Annotated in this window: 12 protein-coding genes; 11 read left to right on the top strand and 1 reads right to left on the bottom strand. The window is 64.8% G+C overall.

The window, feature by feature from the left end:
• Window positions 1-75 precede the first annotated feature (75 nt).
• From KAJ83_RS10950 to KAJ83_RS10900, 11 genes are all read left to right on the top strand, one after another.
• Window positions 76-1,014, top strand: a complete 939-nt coding sequence (locus KAJ83_RS10950; protein WP_210682107.1) for a LysR substrate-binding domain-containing protein — start codon at window positions 76-78, stop codon at window positions 1,012-1,014.
• A 119-nt stretch (window positions 1,015-1,133) separates the two neighbouring features.
• On the top strand, window positions 1,134-2,012 hold the full coding sequence (locus KAJ83_RS10945; protein ID WP_210682106.1) for a CmcJ/NvfI family oxidoreductase: 879 nt from the start codon (window positions 1,134-1,136) through the stop codon (window positions 2,010-2,012).
• Window positions 2,013-2,199: 187 nt separating this feature from the next.
• The gene (locus KAJ83_RS10940) at window positions 2,200-2,685 is read left to right on the top strand and encodes an NAD(P)H-dependent oxidoreductase subunit E (protein WP_210682105.1); all 486 of its coding nucleotides are present in this window, start codon (window positions 2,200-2,202) and stop codon (window positions 2,683-2,685) included.
• Window positions 2,682-4,247, top strand: coding sequence for a formate dehydrogenase beta subunit (locus KAJ83_RS10935; protein WP_210682104.1), 1,566 nt, complete (start codon window positions 2,682-2,684; stop codon window positions 4,245-4,247). Before KAJ83_RS10940 ends, KAJ83_RS10935 begins: the two co-directional genes overlap by 4 nt.
• Window positions 4,248-4,265: 18 nt before the next feature.
• Entirely contained in the window at window positions 4,266-7,118 is a 2,853-nt protein-coding gene (gene fdhF, locus KAJ83_RS10930; protein WP_210682103.1) for a formate dehydrogenase subunit alpha, read from the top strand.
• Entirely contained in the window at window positions 7,115-7,336 is a 222-nt protein-coding gene (locus KAJ83_RS10925; protein WP_210682102.1) for a formate dehydrogenase subunit delta, read from the top strand. The genes fdhF and KAJ83_RS10925 overlap by 4 nt, the downstream gene beginning before the upstream one ends.
• A 518-nt stretch (window positions 7,337-7,854) precedes the next feature.
• Entirely contained in the window at window positions 7,855-9,489 is a 1,635-nt protein-coding gene (locus KAJ83_RS10920; RefSeq protein WP_210682101.1) for a response regulator transcription factor, read from the top strand.
• 174 nt (window positions 9,490-9,663) lie between these two features.
• Window positions 9,664-11,061 carry a sigma-54-dependent transcriptional regulator gene (locus KAJ83_RS10915; protein WP_210682100.1) on the top strand — a complete coding sequence of 466 codons (1,398 nt, stop codon included), beginning with the start codon at window positions 9,664-9,666 and terminating at the stop codon, window positions 11,059-11,061.
• Window positions 11,058-13,133 carry a sensor histidine kinase gene (locus KAJ83_RS10910; RefSeq protein ID WP_210682099.1) on the top strand — a complete coding sequence of 692 codons (2,076 nt, stop codon included), beginning with the start codon at window positions 11,058-11,060 and terminating at the stop codon, window positions 13,131-13,133. The genes KAJ83_RS10915 and KAJ83_RS10910 overlap by 4 nt, the downstream gene beginning before the upstream one ends.
• Window positions 13,134-13,487: 354 nt before the next feature.
• Window positions 13,488-15,233 (top strand): OFA family MFS transporter, encoded by a 1,746-nt coding sequence (locus KAJ83_RS10905; RefSeq protein ID WP_246484436.1) that lies wholly within the window; start codon window positions 13,488-13,490, stop codon window positions 15,231-15,233.
• Between the two features lie 266 nt (window positions 15,234-15,499).
• A complete protein-coding gene (locus tag KAJ83_RS10900) occupies window positions 15,500-16,411 on the top strand; it encodes a LysR family transcriptional regulator (protein WP_210682098.1) in 912 nt (303 codons plus the stop codon).
• A gap of 44 nt (window positions 16,412-16,455) precedes the next feature.
• On the opposite strand, the gene KAJ83_RS10895 is transcribed toward KAJ83_RS10900, so the two are convergent.
• Window positions 16,456-17,370: a LysR family transcriptional regulator gene (locus KAJ83_RS10895; RefSeq protein ID WP_210682097.1), complete on the bottom strand. Its 915-nt coding sequence runs from the start codon at window positions 17,368-17,370 to the stop codon at window positions 16,456-16,458.
• Between the last annotated feature and the right edge of the window lie 160 nt (window positions 17,371-17,530).

Below are 17,530 nucleotides of genomic sequence, written 5' to 3'. Positions count from 1 at the left end.
CCGCCGCCCTACCGCGTCGGGGAAAAGCGGGGCATAGTGCATGCCGTCCCTTGCACTGTCGTCAGGTCTTGCTTCATGGTTTCCCCGGTTCCGGGTCCGATGCTCAATCTGCCGCCCTTGAAGGCGTTGCTCGCCTTTCATGCGGTGGCGACCCATGCGCGTCTGGCGGATGCGGCGCGACGGCTGGGCGTCACGGAATCGGCGGTCAGTCACCGTATCCGGCAACTGGAACGCACGCTGGGCATCAATCTGTTCGATCGCGCGTCGGGGCGGTTGGAGCTGACGCCCACCGGGCGGCGGTATCTGGAGCGGGTCGAGCCCGCGCTCCTTCAACTGCACGAGGCGACGGAGGCCCTGATGCCCCAGACCGACCGGTCGGAGGTGCGGCTGACCCTGCCGGCCTCGCTCGCCGTCGTCTGGCTGATTCCACGCCTCGCCGGATTCGAGGCGGCGCATCCCGGGATCGACGTGCAACTCGTCACCACGACGCGGGTCATGGATCTCGCGCGCGAGCAGATCGACCTCGCCATCCGCTATGGCCGGGGGAACTGGCCGCGCGTCGCCGCGCGCTTCCTGTTCGACGATCTGGCGACGCCGGTGGCGGCCCCCGGCTATCTGTCCGGGGAGTCGGCCGTCGCGGAAGCCTTCGCCACCGCCCGCCTGATCACGACCCGGAGCATTCCCGGGGAATGGGAGGAATGGGCCAAGGCGCGGGGACTGCCCCCGCCCCGGATGGAGGAGGCGCTGGCCCTCGATACCGTGGAGCAGGCGATCCAGGTGGCGGAGGCCGGGCACGGCCTCGCCATGGGGCGGGCGCCCTATATCCGCCCACGCCTCGACAGCGGTGCGCTGGTGGCGCCCTTCGGCGGGGTCGGGCCGACGGGGGCGGCCTATTATCTCTGCACGCCGGAGGCCGGCACGCCGCGCGCGCCGGCGCGCCGGCTGATGCGCTGGCTGGAAGCGGAGGCGGGGCGCTACGCGGAGGAGCACGCGGGGCCGGGCGTCGGCTTTTGACTTGAATTTTCTTCAAGTCGATTTGAAGCCTTCTCGTTGGTTATGGGGGCGGAGCCTCCCCATTCTCCTGGCCATGGCAAGGGCGCATCCGCGTCGGCCGATGAACCAGGAGATAGGCCATGACCAAGACCATCGACAGCCACGATCTGGTGAAATTCGACGGGCGCGGCGTTCGTCCGCACGGCGACGTGATCGCGCCGCTCGCCTTCATCACGCCGCAGGAAAGGAAGCCGTCCTTCCAGAGCCAGGCCTATACCGGCGGCGTGCCGCGCTATGATTTCGCGATGGAGGATCATTCGGTCCGCATCGCCGATCTTCGGCCCAACGCGGACCGCTTCTCGCTCGACCGGCAGGGCTTCGCCTTCCGCACGGCCCCGACGCGGGTCGCCGACCTCTGGGACGACGAGGCCGTCGCCGGCCCCTACACGGAGGAGACGAAGCGTCTGCTGCGCCGGGAATTGGGGGCCGAAGAGGTCTTCGTCTTCGATATCACCCGGCGGTCGGACGATGGCTCCGGCGCCACCAACCCCGACGGGCGGCGTGGCCCGGCGACGCGCATCCATGTCGATTACACGGAATCGAGCGGCCCGCGCCGGGTGCGCGACGTGGTCGGCTATGCCAATTTCGATCGCCTGATCGCCGCCGGCGCGCGGGTGGTGCAGGTCAATCTCTGGCGCCCGATCGCGGGGCCGGTGGCGCGCGCGCCGCTGGCGCTCGCCGATGCCTCGACGGTCCGGCCGGAAAGCCTGATCGCGACCGACCAGATATTCCCCGACCGGGTGGGGGAGATCTATCACCTGACCCACGATCCGGCGCAGCGCTGGTACTACGCCCCGGCCATGACGCGGGACGAGCTGTTGCTGATCAAGGGCTGGGACAGCCTGAAGGACGGCCGCGCGCGCTTCACGCCGCACAGCGCCTTCACCCTGCCGAACCAGGACCCGGCCGCGCCCGCGCGTCAAAGCATCGAGGTGCGCGCCTTCGTCGTGATCCGCTGACGGGCGGAAGAAAACGGGACGGAAATGATCGCGGTGCGGGAAGGATCGGGCGCGTCCTTGCCGCACCGCACCATTCGTGATGCCGATGAGGTCATCGAAAGAACCGATTTGATCGGACGCGCGATCATGCTGCATGAACCGGGTCAGGCCATTGCATGGGTGGCCGACGAGGACCCGGAGACGCCCAATGAACGCTCACCAAGAGAGCGAGAGCGACGAGGTCGAAGCCCTCGTCGTCGATATGTGCCGTCAACATGACAACGCGCCCGCCGCGTTGCTTGAAATTCTGCACGACATTCAGGACGCGGTCGGCCACGTGCCGCAAAGCAGTCTGGCCGCGATCGCCGACGCGCTGAACCTGTCGCGCGCGGAAGTGCACGGTGTCGTCAGCTTCTATCACGATTTTCGCGCCGCGCCCGCCGGGACGGTGACGGTGAAGGTCTGCCGGGCGGAAGCCTGTCAGTCGATGGGCGCGCTGACGCTGATCGAGGATCTGTGCCGTCGTCACGGCGTGACTCTGGGCGAGACCAGCGCCGACAAGGGCCTGACGATCGAGCCGATCTATTGTCTCGGCAATTGCGCGCTGTCGCCGGCCGCCCTGGTGAACGGCAAGCCGGTCGGCCGCGCCGACGTGGAGCGGGTCGACGGTGCGATCCGGGAGGCGCGGTCATGAGCGCTCCCCTGACGATCTATGTTCCGCGAGACTCCGCCGCGCTTTCCGTCGGCGCCGACGCCACCGCCGCCGCGATCGGGCGGGAGGCGGCCGCGCGCGGGATCGATATCAAGATCATTCGTAACGGCTCGCGCGGGATGTTCTGGCTGGAGCCGTTGGTCGAGGTCGCGCGCGACGGCGTGCGTCATGCCTTCGGACCCGTCGCCGCCGCCGATGTCGGTGCGTTGTTCGACGCCGGGTTTCCCGGGGCGGGGAATGGACACCCGCTTTCCCTCGGCCCGACGGAGGAACTCGACTATCTCGCCAATCAGGAACGTCTGACCTTCGCGCGCGTCGGCGTGATCGATCCCCTGGATCTTGCCGAGTACGAGGCGCTGGGCGGTCTCGAGGGGCTGCGGCGCGCGGCCGCGATGAAGGGAGCGGAGATCGTCGAGGCGGTGACCGCCTCCGGTCTGCGTGGACGCGGCGGCGCCGGTTTCCCGACCGGCATCAAGTGGAAGACCGTCGGGGAGCAGCCCGAGGGGCGCAAATATGTCTGCTGCAATGCCGACGAGGGCGATTCCGGAACCTTCGCCGACCGCATGCTGATGGAGGGCGATCCCTTCATGCTGCTGGAAGGCATGGCGATCGCCGGCTTCGCGGTCGGCGCGCAGGAAGGCTATGTCTATATCCGGTCCGAATATCCGCATGCTATCGCCACCATGCGCGAGGCCGTTCGCCTGTGGGAGGATGCCGGTCTTCTGGGGGACGATGCCGCCGGGTCCGGCCGGCCGTTCCGCATCTTCATCCGGCGCGGCGCCGGTGCCTATATCTGCGGCGAGGAAAGCTCGATGCTGGAAAGCCTCGAGGGGCGGCGCGGCACCGTGCGGTCCAAGCCGCCGATCCCGGCGATAGCGGGGCTGCATGGCCGGCCGACGGTGGTGAACAACGTCCTCTCGCTCGCCACCGTGCCGGTGATCCTGGCGAAGGGCGCGGATTTCTATAAGGACTACGGCCAGGGCAAGTCGCTCGGCACGCAGCCCTTCCAGCTCGCCGGCAATATCAAGCGGGGCGGCTTGGTCGAGAAGGCCTTCGGCGTCAGCCTGCGCACCCTGGTGGAGGATTTCGGCGGCGGCACCGCGACGGGCCGGCCGTTCCGCGCGGCGCAGCTCGGCGGGCCGCTCGGCGCCTATGTCGGTATCGGCCATCTCGACGTGCCGATGACCTACGAGGCGCTGGCGGAGGCCGACGCGATGCTGGGCCATGGCGGCGTCGTGCTGTTCGACGAGACCGTCGACATGGCCGGCATGGCCCGCTTCGCCTTCGAGTTCTGCCAGATCGAGAGTTGCGGCAAGTGCACCCCCTGCCGGATCGGGGCGGTGCGCGGGAAGGAGACCGTCGAGAAGATCCTGCGCGGCGAGGATGTCGCGCGGAACATCGCGCTGGTCGAGGATCTGTGCGACGTGATGACGGACGGCTCGCTCTGCGCCATGGGTGGCCTGACCCCCATGCCGGTGCTGAGCGCGATCCGTCTTTTCCCCGAGGATTTCGATAAGGGCCGCGTCGCCGCGGCCGCCGAATAGAGCGATAGGAGCGCCATCATGGCCCGCCTTCAGGAAATCGATTACGGCACGCCCAAGCGCGAGACGGACAAGACCGTCACGCTGACGATCGACGGCCAGAGCGTGGAGGTGCCGGAAGGAACCTCCATCATGCGCGCCGCCGCCGAGGTCGGCCAGCAGGTGCCGAAGCTCTGCGCCACCGACATGCTGGACTCCTGGGGGTCCTGCCGGATGTGCCTTGTGGAGGTCGAGGGCGTGCGCGGGACGCCGGCCTCCTGCACCACGCCGGCGCGCGACGGCATGGTGGTTCGCACCCAGACCCAGCGCCTGGAGAAGATCCGGCGCGGGGTGATGGAACTCTATATCTCCGACCATCCGCTCGATTGCCTGACCTGTTCGGCCAATGGCGATTGCGAGTTGCAGGACACGGCGGGAGAGGTCGGCCTGCGCGACGTGCGCTATGGCTTCGGTGGCGAGAAGCATTTCGGCGAGGCGGCGGAGGCCAAGGACACCTCCAACCCCTATTTCAGCTTCGATCCGGAGAAGTGCATCGTCTGCTCGCGCTGCGTGCGCGCATGCGAGCAGGTGCAGGGCACCTTCGCGCTGACCATCGACGGGCGGGGCTTCGATTCGAAGGTGTCCGCCGGCACGGCCGCGGATGATTTCTTCGGCTCCGAATGCGTCTCCTGCGGCGCCTGCGTGCAGGCCTGCCCGACGGCGACCCTGACGGAGAAGACGGTCGAGGCGCATGGCACGCCGAACCGCACGGTGCTGACCACCTGTGCCTATTGCGGCGTGGGCTGTTCCTTCAAGGCCGAGATGCAGGGCGACCAGGTCGTGCGCATGACCCCCTATAAGGACGGCGGCGCGAACGAGGGGCATTCCTGTGTGAAGGGCCGGTTCGCCTGGGGCTATGCCTCGCACAAGGACCGCATCACCACGCCCATGGTGCGCGACAGGATCACCGATCCCTGGCGCAAGGTCGACTGGGACGAGGCGATCCAGTTCGCCGCCGATCGCTTCAAGGCTATCCAGGAGAAGCACGGCCGTGCCTCGATCGGGGGCATCACCTCCTCGCGCTGCACGAACGAGGAGGTCTATGTCGTCCAGAAGATGATCCGGGCCGCCTTCGGCAACAACAATGTCGATACCTGCGCGCGGGTCTGCCATTCGCCCACGGGCTACGGGCTGAAGACGACGCTCGGCACGTCGGCCGGCACGCAGAATTTCAAGTCGGTCGAGAAGGCGGATGTGATCCTGGTGATCGGTGCCAATCCGACGGACGGGCACCCGGTCTTCGCCTCGCGCATGAAGAAGCGGCTGCGCCAGGGCGCGAAGCTGATCGTCGCCGATCCGCGCCGCATCGACTTGGTGCGGACCCCGCATGTGGAGGCGTCCCAGCATCTGCAACTTCGCCCGGGCACGAACGTGGCGCTGATGAACGCGCTGGCCCATGTCGTCGTGACCGAGGATCTGGTGGACGAGGCATTCGTAGCCGAGCGCTGCGATAGCGAGGAGTTCGGCCGCTGGCGCGCCTTCGTCGCCGAGGAGCGCAACGCCCCCGAGGCCCTGTCGGAGAGCATCGGCGTGGCGGCGGAGACGATCCGCGCGGCCGCGCGCCTCTATGCCACCGGCGGGAACGCGGCGATCTATTACGGCCTCGGCGTGACGGAGCACAGCCAGGGCTCCACCATGGTCATGGCGATGGCCAATCTGGCCATGGCGACCGGCAATTTCGGGCGCGAGGGCGTGGGCGTCAATCCGCTGCGCGGTCAGAACAACGTGCAGGGCTCGTGCGACATGGGCTCCTTCCCGCACGAACTGCCGGGCTATCGCCATGTCTCGGACGATGCCGTTCGCGGCGCCTTCGAGGCGGATTGGGGCGTCACGCTCTCCAACGAGCCGGGCCGGCGCATCCCCAACATGTTCGCCGACGCCATCGACGGCGGCTTCCGGGGCATGTTCGTCCAGGGCGAGGATATCGCCCAGTCCGATCCGAACACGCGGCACGTCACCGCCGCGCTGGAGGCGCTGGAATGCCTCGTCGTCCAGGACCTGTTCCTGAACGAGACGGCGGCCTTCGCCCACGTCTTCCTGCCGGGCACCTCCTTCCTGGAGAAGGATGGCACCTTCACCAACGCGGAACGCCGCATCAACCGCGTGCGGCCGGTGATGCCGCCGAAGAGCGGGCTGTCGGAATCGGAGGCGGTCTGCCGCCTTGCCCGCGCCATGGGCTATCCGATGACCTACGACCATCCGTCCCGGATCATGGATGAGATCGCGCGCCTGACCCCGACCTTCGCCGGGGTGAGCTTCGAGCGGCTGGACCGCGAGGGCTCGCTGCAATGGCCGGTCACGGAGAAGGCGCCGAACGGCACGCCGACCATGCATATCGGCGGCTTCGTGCGCGGCAAGGGCCGCTTCATGATCACCGAGTACGTGCCCACCCAGGAGCGCGCGAATCGTAGCTTCCCGCTTATCCTGACGACGGGCCGCATCCTCAGCCAGTACAATGTCGGCGCCCAGACCCGGCGCACGGAGAATTCCCGCTGGCACGAGGCCGACCGGCTGGAGATCCACCCCTTCGACGCGGAGGAGCGTGGCATCGCCGATGGCGAGATGGTCTCGATCCAGAGCCGGATGGGCGCGATCACCCTGCAGGCGGAAATCTCCGAACGCATGCCGCAGGGTGTCGTCTACACCACCTTCCACCATCCGTCCTCGGGCGCGAACGTGATCACCACGGAATATTCCGATTGGGCGACGAATTGCCCGGAATACAAGGTGACGGCGGTGCAGGTGGCGCGCTCCAATAGGCCGTCCGAATGGCAACTCGAACATGAGGAAGTGCGCCGCACCCACTATCGGCGCTCGATGGAGCCCGCGGAATGAGCGAGACGATCCAGGACCTGACCCGGATGGCGAACCAGATCGCCGACTTCTTCAGGGCTTATCCGGAAGCGGAGGCTCTCGACGGGATCGCCGGACATATCCGCGATTTCTGGACCCGGCCGATGCGGGATAGGCTGGATGCCCATATCGCGGCCGGCGGGGAGGGGCTCGACCCCTTCGTGATCAAGGCGCTGTCACCTGCCTCCCAGGACGCCTAGCACCCGGCGATCGCGCTTCATTGAGTCCAGACTCTAGAGCATGATGATATGATGAAGGCCGGTGGCGGATGCGCTTCCGGTCTTCATTATATTTGGCGGGAGCGGTTTCCGTAGGAGAAGGATGAGGTGAAAGTAAATACCATGGATAATAAAAATAAGAGAAAATTTTTATTAAAATAATATCGATTTATTGAGCTGTATCGAGTCCGATTTCTTGTAGTTATTCGCGGGATTGCTTCTTCTGGATATGTGGCTAGAAGTGAGCATCCGGATTCCTATATCGTACCAACGGCATCTATGAGGGCTTATTTCACGCGGCTCGGACTCTTGGAGAGGCCCGACCGCGATGGCGCATGCATTTAGGGGGGCATGGCGGGCGACAAGGCCTCCCGTCCGGCAAGGCTACATGACCGGAGTGTCGTTGTTGCGACTTCAGGAGAAACGGTGCCCCATCCCGAAGGGATGTCGAACCAAAACTGGAGCGCCAGTTCGACTTCAGGAGAAACGGTGCGGACAGCATGAGTCGAATGGAACATGACGCAGCCCATGGCGCGGTGAACGCTGGTGACGGAACGCGGGTTCTCGTCATCGACGACGACGCGGCGTTCACGGCCTCGGTCGCCGAATCCCTCGAGCCCAGCGGGTTCGAGTTGGACGACGTGACGAACGGCGAGGCGGGTATCGAAAAACTGCGCGCGGAGCCCTTCGATCTCATTCTCCTCGATGTGCGCACACCCGGCGTGAATGGTTTCGAGTTTCTGGATTGGTTGCGCAATACCGAAGCCGATTATCGCGACCTGCCGGTCATCATGATCTCGGATCTGGCGCAGGGGAGCTACAAGGATGCGGCAACCAAGATCGGTGCCGATCGCTATTTGGTGAAGCCGATCGACTTCGACGAGCTGCGGATCACGGCGGAATCCTTGATCGAGCACCGCCGGGAACGCGCGCGCCGGGCCGAAAGCGGGATCGGCGAAAAACTGAAACGAATTCTCTCATCCAAGACGGCCGCTTCGGCGGGGCTTATCCGGGTGGTCGACCTGCAGGAATTCAGGACCGATTTCGGGGAGGACTTCGAACGCCTCGAAAGCCGCATCGCCGCGATCGCCGAACGTGTCCTGGCCGATGCGCTGGGGGAGGGAGAGAGTTACGCCCGGCACGGAACGGACGGTTTCGTGGTGCTTTTCAAGGATCGCTCGCTTCATGCGGCCAATGACCGGACGCTCTCCATCGCGGATTCGGTGCGCGCCGCGGTTCTGGGCGAGTTGGGGATGAACGTCGCGGTGCATCGGGAAGTCCTGCGCCCGGCGGATCTGCGGAACGAGGATGGGAGTGTCAGTCTCGACCTCGTGGATCGCGCCTTCGAGATGGAGGACCGGCGGGGTAAGCGCCCCGCGCGCGGGGCGTGGTATGAGCGCCAGATCTCGCTCGTCTTCCAGCCGATCTGGCTGCCGGCGGATAAGGAAATCGCCTATCAACTCTGCGGAGCCAAGCGGGAGACAGATTACGGAACCTTCACCGGCCGTTACATCCTGCATGGACGCGCGAAGGACCCGGCCGTCGCGGATGTGGACCTATGGCGCGCGGAGATGCTCGTCGGTGCGTTGAAGAACCCCACGAACAGTCGGCGCGATTTGGCGCCCGTGATCTTCCCGGTCCATGCGAGCAGCCTCGTCGGGGAGAACGCCAGGCGCCTTCGTGACGTTCTGGATGCGATCCCGGACAGCGCGCCCGCCATTTATGCGGATATCCTGGATTTTCCGATTTCCCGAACGGCCCAGGCATCCATCGCCATTCTTCGCCGGTCGAAGGAAATCTTCGACGATGCCATCGTCCGTCTGGAGCCGACCGACCGACATGCTGCCGTGTTGCGCGGTGCCGGTCTTTCGACCCTGAGTCTCAATCTGGAGCGCGATCTGGGCGTGTCGAATTTCCTCAGCGACAGGGCGAAATTGCGCATGCTGGGGCGGATCGTGGCGGAATATCACGAGGCCGGCTTTTCCCTCATGTTGTTCGGTGTCGAGACGCTCGTCCATGTGCAGGGCGTTCTCAGGACAGGGGTAAAGGCGGTCGCGGGTGCGCCCATCGGCCCGCCGCAACGCCCACCGTTGGAACGATCCAGACTCGAAAGCCAACAGGTGCTCGGCCGGTGATGACAGCAAATGCCGGGGATACGCCCGCGCGCGGGATTGCATTGAGTTTTTCCCGACTGCATAGTGGTTGCGACTCGTTATCAAGAAACTTCGGGTGCCGGCGTCGTGTGCGTCGCATGGTTTCCGCCCACGCCCCGATCGCGCACTGCGCATAGCATAGATACAGCCTGGATCATGCCGACGAGCCGGTACGACAGTTCGGCGACGCAGCAAGGCGCCGCCCCCGATTTCGGAACGACATTCGCCGACGCGTCGGTATTGGTGGTCGATGACGAGGAGGGGATGCGGAATTTTATCGTCCGCACGCTTGCCCCGCGCTGTAAGAAGGTAGTCGAGGCATCGGACGCGGAAGAGGCATCGCGTGCCCTGGAATCCAGGCATTTCGATATTGTCGTCATCGATAATATCATGCCGAAGCAAACCGGCGTCGAATGGCTGCAGGAACAGCGCCAGGACGGGTTCTTTCCCGAGGCGATCCTGATCACCGCCTTCGCCGACTTGGAGACCGCGATCGAGGCCATCCGGGCGGGCGCGGCCGATTTCGTGCTGAAGCCGTTCCGGTCGAGTCAGTTGCTGAACGCGGTGGCCCGCTGCCTCGATAGGCTGCGGCTCAGCCGCGAAAACTTCGTCCTGAATTACCAGCTCAAATCCTCCGACAACGCCGAACGGGCGCGCGCCCGCCTGATCGGCACCTCGTCCAGAATCGGTCGCATCCGGGATACCATCGCGCGGGTCGCGCCGATGCCGACCTCGGTGCTGTTCACCGGTGAATCCGGAACCGGCAAGGAGATCGCCGCCCGTCTTATCCACGATCTGTCCGATCGGACGGAACGCCCCTTCGTGCCCGTCAACTGCGCCGCCATTCCGGCGGAGGTGATCGAGAGCGAGTTGTTCGGCCATGTCAAAGGAGCCTTCACCGGCGCGGACAGCGTGCGCCAGGGGCTTTTCTTCTATGCTCAAGGGGGCACGCTGTTCCTGGACGAGATCGGGGAGCTTCCGCTCCCGCTGCAAAGCAAGCTGCTGCGGGTGCTGGAAGACAAGCGTGTCCGGCCGCTCGGCGCGGAGCGTGAGGTGCCGGTGGACGTGCGTCTGGTCTTCGCGACCAACACCGACCTGGATACCGCCGTCAGCGAGGGGCGGTTCCGGGAGGATCTCTATTATCGCATCAATGTCGTGCAGATCGCCATGCCGCCGCTGCGTGATCGCATCGATGATGTCGAGGAACTCGCCGATCTGTTCATGCGCAAGATATCGAGCGAGATCGGCGTGCCGCCGATTTCCGTCGACGATGCCATCCGGGCCCGGTTTCGGGCCTATGATTGGCCGGGCAATGTCCGGGAGCTGCGCAATCTGATCGAACGGTCCCTGATCCAAGGCCGGTTCCCGGCGGATTGGGGCTTCGGCGACGCCGGTGAGGTGGAGGCGGAACCGACGACCCTGGAGGCGATCGAGCAGCGGCATATCCGCAAGGTCCTCGAATCCGTCGGCGGTAACCGCGCGGCGGCGGCGCGGCGCCTCGGAATCTCGCGCAAGACGATCGACCGGAAATGCGCCGCCTGGGACGCCGAATGACGGGCGCCGGGGGGGCGGGGGAACGCACGAAGCGCAAAAGGCCGGGCGCGCGCCCAAAGCTGTCGTTGCGCTATCGGTTGATCGCGCTGGCTCTCCTGCCGATGTTGGTGGTCGCGCCGATCCTGATCGGTGGGACCATGTATCGATGGTGGGGCAAGTTCGATTCCTTGCTGATCACCAAGGTCAATGGCGATCTTACGATCGCGCATCAATATCTCGCGCAGTTGGTGGAGGATACCGGGGGGCGAATTCAGGCGCTCGGCGATTCCGCGCAGTTCGCCCGACTGCTCGATCAGGGTGATCCGGCCGCTCTGGAAGCGTGGTTGGCCCGGAGTCGCGAGGCGTTGGGGCTCGATTTCCTCTATCTGCGCGCGCCGGGCGGTGGGCTTCGCGCGGCCTCACCCGCCGGCATGCGCCTCCACGGGCCGGGCGAATGGCCGATCGTAGAGGAGGCCCGGCGATCCGGGGTGGCGACCGCGATCGACTTGTTCACGGGCGAACAGCTTGCGGCCATCGATGACGGGCTCGCGCGCCGGGCGCGTGTCGAACTGGTTCCGACCAAGGCGGCGGTCCCGACCGACCGCACCGCCGAGACCCGGGGAATGGTCATTCATGCGGCGGCGGCCCCTGGAGTGGGAGAGGCCGGGGAGCTGGAGCAGCCGCCGCCCGGTACGCTGGTCGGCGGGCTCTTGCTCAACCGGAATCTCGGCTTCATCGATACGATCAATGCCCTCGTCTATCGTCAGGCGAGCCTTCCGGAGGGTAGTGAAGGTACCGCGACGCTGTTCCTGGACGATGTGCGGGTGAGCACGAATGTCCGGCTCTTCACCAAGGACAGGGCCCTGGGAACACGGGTGTCGGCGGAAGTGCGCCAGCACGTGCTGGGAAAGGGGCGGGTCTGGCTGGACCGGGCGTTCGTGGTGAATGATTGGTACATCTCCGCTTACGAGCCGATCGTGGATAGTCATGGCGACCGGATCGGCATGTTGTATGTCGGCTTCCTGGAAACACCGTTCCGCACGGCGAAGAATGGGACGGTCCTCGCGGTCGTGGTGGCCTTCCTGCTGGCCACCGCGGTCACCGTGCCGGTCTTCTTGCGCTGGGCGCGGAACATCTTCAAGCCGCTGGAACGGATGAATGCGACCATCGCCAAGGTGGATGAAGGCGATCTGGGCGCGCGAACCGGCGCCTCCAGGGGCGAGGACGAGATCGCGCGGGTGTCGGGTCATCTCGACGATCTATTGGACCGCTTGCAGGAGCGCGACCGCGAATTGCGCGATTGGGCGGAGGAACTGAACGTCCGGGTCGAGGAACGAACGCGGGAATTGCGGGAGGCGAACGCGCGGTTGGAGGCCGCGACCCAGCAGTTGGTCATGTCGGAGAAATTGGCGGCGATCGGCGAGATCACGGCCGGCGTGGCGCACGAGATCAACAATCCGATCGCGGTGATCCAGGGGAATCTGGATGTCGCGCGCGAACAGATCGGCGCCGAGGCCAATGCGACGGCCCGCAACGAATTTCGCCTGATCGATCAGCAGATCCATCGAATCCAGATCATCGTCACCAAGCTGCTGCGTTTCGCCCGGCCGGAGGAATATGCCGGCTATGCGGAAAGCCAGTCACCGGCGGAGGTGATCGACGATTGCCTGCCGCTGGTGGCCCATCTGATGGAGAAAGCGGATATCGAGGTCGTCCGTGACGACCGTGCGGCGCGGCGGGTGGTGATGAACCGTGTCGAACTGCAGCAGGTGCTGATCAATCTGATGAGTAACGCCATACAGGCCATGCCGGAAGGCGGGGCGCTGTATTTGCGCAGCTTCGACCGCGACCGCGACCGCGACCGCGACCGCGAAACGGGGGTGGTGGTTGAGGTCCGGGATACCGGCCGCGGTATCGCGCCCGACATGCTGACCCGTATATTCGATCCCTTCTTCACGACGAAGGGCCGGGATGGGACGGGCCTCGGTCTTTCGATCAGTCAGACGCTGATCGGCCGGGCGGGCGGGCGGATCGACGCCGTCAGCGCGCCGGGGGAAGGAACGACCTTCACGATCTGGCTGCCGGCCGCGTGACGGCGCGAGAGAACTGGACATTTTGTCCAATTCCGCTTCGCGCGATCTATGCAAATTGTCCATTTTTTGAAAATAGAAATTTTATAACTAGTTGATAAATATATATAATATTCCTGGCACTCCTCTTGCTGTTACCCGCTTCACAAGAAGCCATGCGACCGCCGGTCGACAAGGCTCGTGAGGGAGGAAGCAAGCACGGCCGTCCGGGAACGTCCTTAAGCCAGGGCGTCCATGGGGTGGCGGTAGCTCCGCATGGAGACCGCCGGTCATCTCGCCGAATTGGAAGGTCCGTCCGCTTGCCCACCTCCCCGCCAATGAACAGCGGCAATGCCGTGAGTGGAGGAAAGGCAAGTCATGACAACGGAATCCCGGAAGAGGGGCGGGATGTTCTCTTTCCTGATGAAGGAGAACATCGTCGCTGGGGACGGTTTTAACCGCTGGAAGGTGCCGCCCGCATCGATCGCGATCCATTTGTGCATCGGATCGGTCTATGCCTGGAGTATTTTCAATCCGGCCCTGGTGAAGGAATTCGGCGTGGTAACCAGCGCCGCGGGCGATTGGGATCTCTCCAGCGTCGTTTGGATTTTCTCGGTCTCGATCGTCTGTCTCGGTCTGGCGGCGGCCTTCGCCGGCAAGTGGCTCGAGGATGTCGGCCCGCGTTGCGTCGGCGTCACGGCGGCCCTGCTGTGGGGCGGTGGCTTCATGATCGGCGCCTTTGGGATCGTCACGCACCAACTCTGGTTGGTTTATCTGGGCTATGGCGTGCTCGGCGGGTTCGGCCTCGGGCTCGGTTACGTCTCGCCGGTATCGACCCTGATCCGTTGGTTCCCGGACCGGCGTGGCATGGCGACCGGCATGGCGATCATGGGCTTCGGCGGCGGCGCGATGATCGCCACGCCCTTGAAGACATGGCTGCTCGGTCTGTTCTCCGAGGCGCCGACCTATCTCGGCGCGGCGGGCGCCGTGGAACTCGTCACCGAGAACGGCCGGCGTTTCGCGGAAACCGCCAGCGGCAAGGTCGAGGTCGTCGTCGCAACCGCCAAGGAAGCCGCCAACCTGCCCATTCCGGGCGAGGCGGGCGTCTATGTCGTCGGCACCGGCGATACCGGCGCGGCCGGCGCGTTCCTGACGCTCGGCATCGTCTATCTGATCGTGATGATGATCGCGGCCTTCTCCTACCGCGTGCCGCAGAAGGGTTGGAAACCCGCGGGCTGGACCCCGCCGGCCGAGGATGCCTCGAAGCGCCGGATGATCACCACCAATCACGTCCATATCGACCAGGCGCTCAAGACGCCGCAGTTCTGGCAACTCTGGGTCATGCTGTGCTTCAACGTGACGGCGGGCATCGGGGTGATCGGCGTCGCCAAGACGATGATGACGGAGATTTTCGGTTCCACCCTGCCGGGGGTCGTCGATGCGACCTTCGCCGGAACCTACGTGTTGATGATCTCGGTCTTCAACATGTGCGGCCGGTTCTTCTGGGCGTCGATGTCGGACTATATCGGGCGGAAGAACACCTATCACTGCTTCTTCGTGCTGGGGACGATCCTCTATCTGTCGATTCCCTTCGCGGCCTCGCAAGTCAGCGCCAACCCGGCGGTCATGTGGCTGTTGATGTTCTATGCCGCGACGATGGTGATCTTCACCATGTATGGCGGCGGCTTCGCCACCATCCCCGCCTATCTGGCTGATGTGTTCGGCACCATGCATGTCGGCGGTATCCATGGGCGTTTGTTGACGGCCTGGTCGACGGCGGGCGTGCTTGGCCCCTTTGCCATCACCTATCTACGGGAACGGTCGATCCAGAACGCCATCGCCGATCTGGCGCCGAAGATCGATCCGGCGGCTTTTCAGGAGAAGTTCGGGGCGCCGATCGCGCAGCTGCAGGCATTGGTGGACGCCAACACCGTGACCGTCGGCCGGTTGATGGAAATCGCGCCCGAGGGCACGGTCGACCCGACGCCCAGCCTGTATAACAGCACGATGTACGCCATGGCGGCCCTGCTGGTCGTCGCGTTCTTCGCTAATCTGTTCCTGCGGCCGGTGGCGGATCGTCACCATGTCGAGAACACGCATCCCGAGGCCCAGCCGGCCGAGTGATCGCGTCTTGACGACGGGGGCGGCGTCTCGACGCGGCGCCGCCCCCGCTTTTTTCCCCGATCCGTCACGGTTTCCGAGGCGCCGCGCGCGGGCCGATGGCCGTCATCCCCCCGCGACCGACGCCGTGAGCGCGCACGGCGCATCCCACCGCCCGATTATGCTTCCTGCTGTCCCAGACGGGCCTGCGGCCCCAAATCAGGGATGAAGGGTGCGTTCCGGTCTCCGGACGCTCCCGCCATCGTTCGTCGGGCAAAGAGGTCTCGACCATGGATATAAGACAGTTGCAATATCTGGTCGCCTTGGCGCGGGAACGGCATTTCACGCGGGCGGCTCAGGCCTGCAACGTGACCCAGCCGACACTGTCCGGCCGGGTCCGCCAACTCGAACAGGATCTGGGCGTCGCCATCGTCAAGCGCGGCCAGCGCTTCGAGGGACTGACGCCGGAGGGCGAACGTATCCTGAAATGGGCGCACGCGATCCTTGAGAACCAGTCGGCCATGACCCAGGAACTGGCCGCGATGAAGGGGGCGTTGGCCGGCCGGGCGGTGTTGGGTGTTATCCCGTCGGCCTTGCCCTCGATCTCGATCCTGACGGAGGCGGTCCGCACGCGCTTTCCCGGGATCACCTTCACGATCCTTTCCCAAACCTCGCGGGAGATATTGCGCAGTATCGACGATTTCTCGATCGATGTCGGCGTCAGCTATTTGGATAACGAGCCGATCGGGCGCGTGCTGACCGCGCCGCTTTATAAGGAGCGCTTTCGGTTGTTCGTGCGCGCCGACCATCCGCTGGCCGAGCGGGAGTCGGTCACATGGACGGAAGCGGCGGCCCATCCGCTGGCCCTGTTGACGCCGGATATGCAAAACCGGCGCATCGTCGACGGCATCTTCGCGCGCTTGAATTGTCCGCCGGCCCCGGAGATAGAGTCCAATTCGGTCGTCACCCTCTATTCCCATATCCGAATCCACGGGATCGCCAGCATTCTGCCGGAACATTTCCTGCTGGTGCTCGACAAGGCGCAGAGCATCCGTACCGTGCGGCTGGTGGAGCCGACCGTCGAGCATGATATCGGGCTCGTGGCCTATGATCGCGACCCGCCGCCGCCCGTGACCGCCTCCTTGTTCGAGGTCGCGCGGACCTTCGAACTGCCGGCACCTTTCGCGGAACGCCTTACCTGATCCCGCAAGACTCTCACGATCCGAGGAACGGGGCGAGGGCCGGATCAAAGATATTCCTCCATCAACGTGCCGTGGGCCTTTAGCTTCTCGTCGATCATGAGAAGTAGGTCGCGCGCCGGCTTGCCGAGCGGCCTTTCCGCGCTGTGGAAAACGGCGATCTCATAGGTGATGGGGATTCTCAGCCGCCGGATACGCAGCCCCAGATGCTCGCAGCTTTGCGCCGACCAATAATCGACGATGGAAACACCGAGGCCGTTCGCCACAAGCGCGCAGATGGTGCTGAAATATTCCGCCTCCACGATCTTGTTGAAGGTGGCGCCGGCTTCCACGACCGCGCTTCTGATGCGGTGTCCGACGGCACGGCTCAGCGTCATGCATACGAAAGGCAACCCCGATAGCTCCCGGACATCGAGCATGTCCCGATCCTCGGCCAGGGGGTGCCCCTCCGGCAGGATGGCCACGCATTCGATGGCATAGCGGCGTTTTTGGACCCCGACGAGATCGACCGGCACCTCCGCCAGCCCGATATCGACGGAATTCGCCTCGAAGACACTGCGTACCTCCTCGGAGGTTCGGTTGATCATCCGGACGTCGATATAGGGGCGTGCCAGACAGAAACGCGCCAGGATGTCCGGCAGGATCGCCGTCGATCCGCTCGGATGGGCGGCGATGACGAGCGTGCCGGTCTCGTGCGACCTTATCCGCTCCGCCGAGATATGCAGCCGGTCGATCATGCCGAGGGCATGTTTCACCTCCTCGTAGAACGCCTTGCCTTCCGCGGAGGGTTTGAGTCGTCCGCCCTCGCGGTCGAAGAGCCGGAAGCCTACGATCGATTCAAGCCGGTTCAACTGCGCGCTGACGGCGGGTTGCGTCACGCCGAGTATCTTGGCCGCGCCCGTCACGGAGCGGTTTTCCATCACGGCGCGGAACGCCTCCAGAAGCTTCACGTCCATGGTCATAACGAATCCTTATTGACTCTCGTTGAAAACGGAACATACAGTTCTGAACGACAACAAAACACCGGAATAGTCGACTTAAAGTTCATAAAAATAATTACTGGGAGTGCGGGTTGGCATGTCGACTTCCCTTGGTTGACCGTCATTTGGCAATTGGGAGACG

The organism is Marivibrio halodurans (genome assembly GCF_017963645.1).
In the GTDB taxonomy this organism is placed as follows: Bacteria; Pseudomonadota; Alphaproteobacteria; order UBA8366; family Aestuariispiraceae; genus Marivibrio; species Marivibrio halodurans.
This window is presented reverse-complemented; position numbering and strand designations above follow the sequence as displayed.

Bases quoted from the DNA above. Each gene is read 5' to 3' on its own strand.
- KAJ83_RS10945 (WP_210682106.1), top strand. From the start codon at position 1,134: ATGACCAAGACCATCGACAGCCACGATCTGGTGAAATTCGACGGGCGC.
- KAJ83_RS10915 (WP_210682100.1), top strand. From the start codon at position 9,664: ATGCCGACGAGCCGGTACGACAGTTCGGCGACGCAGCAAGGCGCCGCC.
- KAJ83_RS10935 (WP_210682104.1), top strand. From the start codon at position 2,682: ATGAGCGCTCCCCTGACGATCTATGTTCCGCGAGACTCCGCCGCGCTT.
- fdhF (WP_210682103.1), top strand. From the start codon at position 4,266: ATGGCCCGCCTTCAGGAAATCGATTACGGCACGCCCAAGCGCGAGACG.
- KAJ83_RS10925 (WP_210682102.1), top strand. From the start codon at position 7,115: ATGAGCGAGACGATCCAGGACCTGACCCGGATGGCGAACCAGATCGCC.
- KAJ83_RS10900 (WP_210682098.1), top strand. From the start codon at position 15,500: ATGGATATAAGACAGTTGCAATATCTGGTCGCCTTGGCGCGGGAACGG.
- KAJ83_RS10910 (WP_210682099.1), top strand. From the start codon at position 11,058: ATGACGGGCGCCGGGGGGGCGGGGGAACGCACGAAGCGCAAAAGGCCG.
- KAJ83_RS10905 (WP_246484436.1), top strand. From the start codon at position 13,488: ATGACAACGGAATCCCGGAAGAGGGGCGGGATGTTCTCTTTCCTGATG.
- KAJ83_RS10895 (WP_210682097.1), bottom strand. From the start codon at position 17,370: ATGACCATGGACGTGAAGCTTCTGGAGGCGTTCCGCGCCGTGATGGAA.
- KAJ83_RS10950 (WP_210682107.1), top strand. From the start codon at position 76: ATGGTTTCCCCGGTTCCGGGTCCGATGCTCAATCTGCCGCCCTTGAAG.
- KAJ83_RS10940 (WP_210682105.1), top strand. From the start codon at position 2,200: ATGAACGCTCACCAAGAGAGCGAGAGCGACGAGGTCGAAGCCCTCGTC.
- KAJ83_RS10920 (WP_210682101.1), top strand. From the start codon at position 7,855: ATGAGTCGAATGGAACATGACGCAGCCCATGGCGCGGTGAACGCTGGT.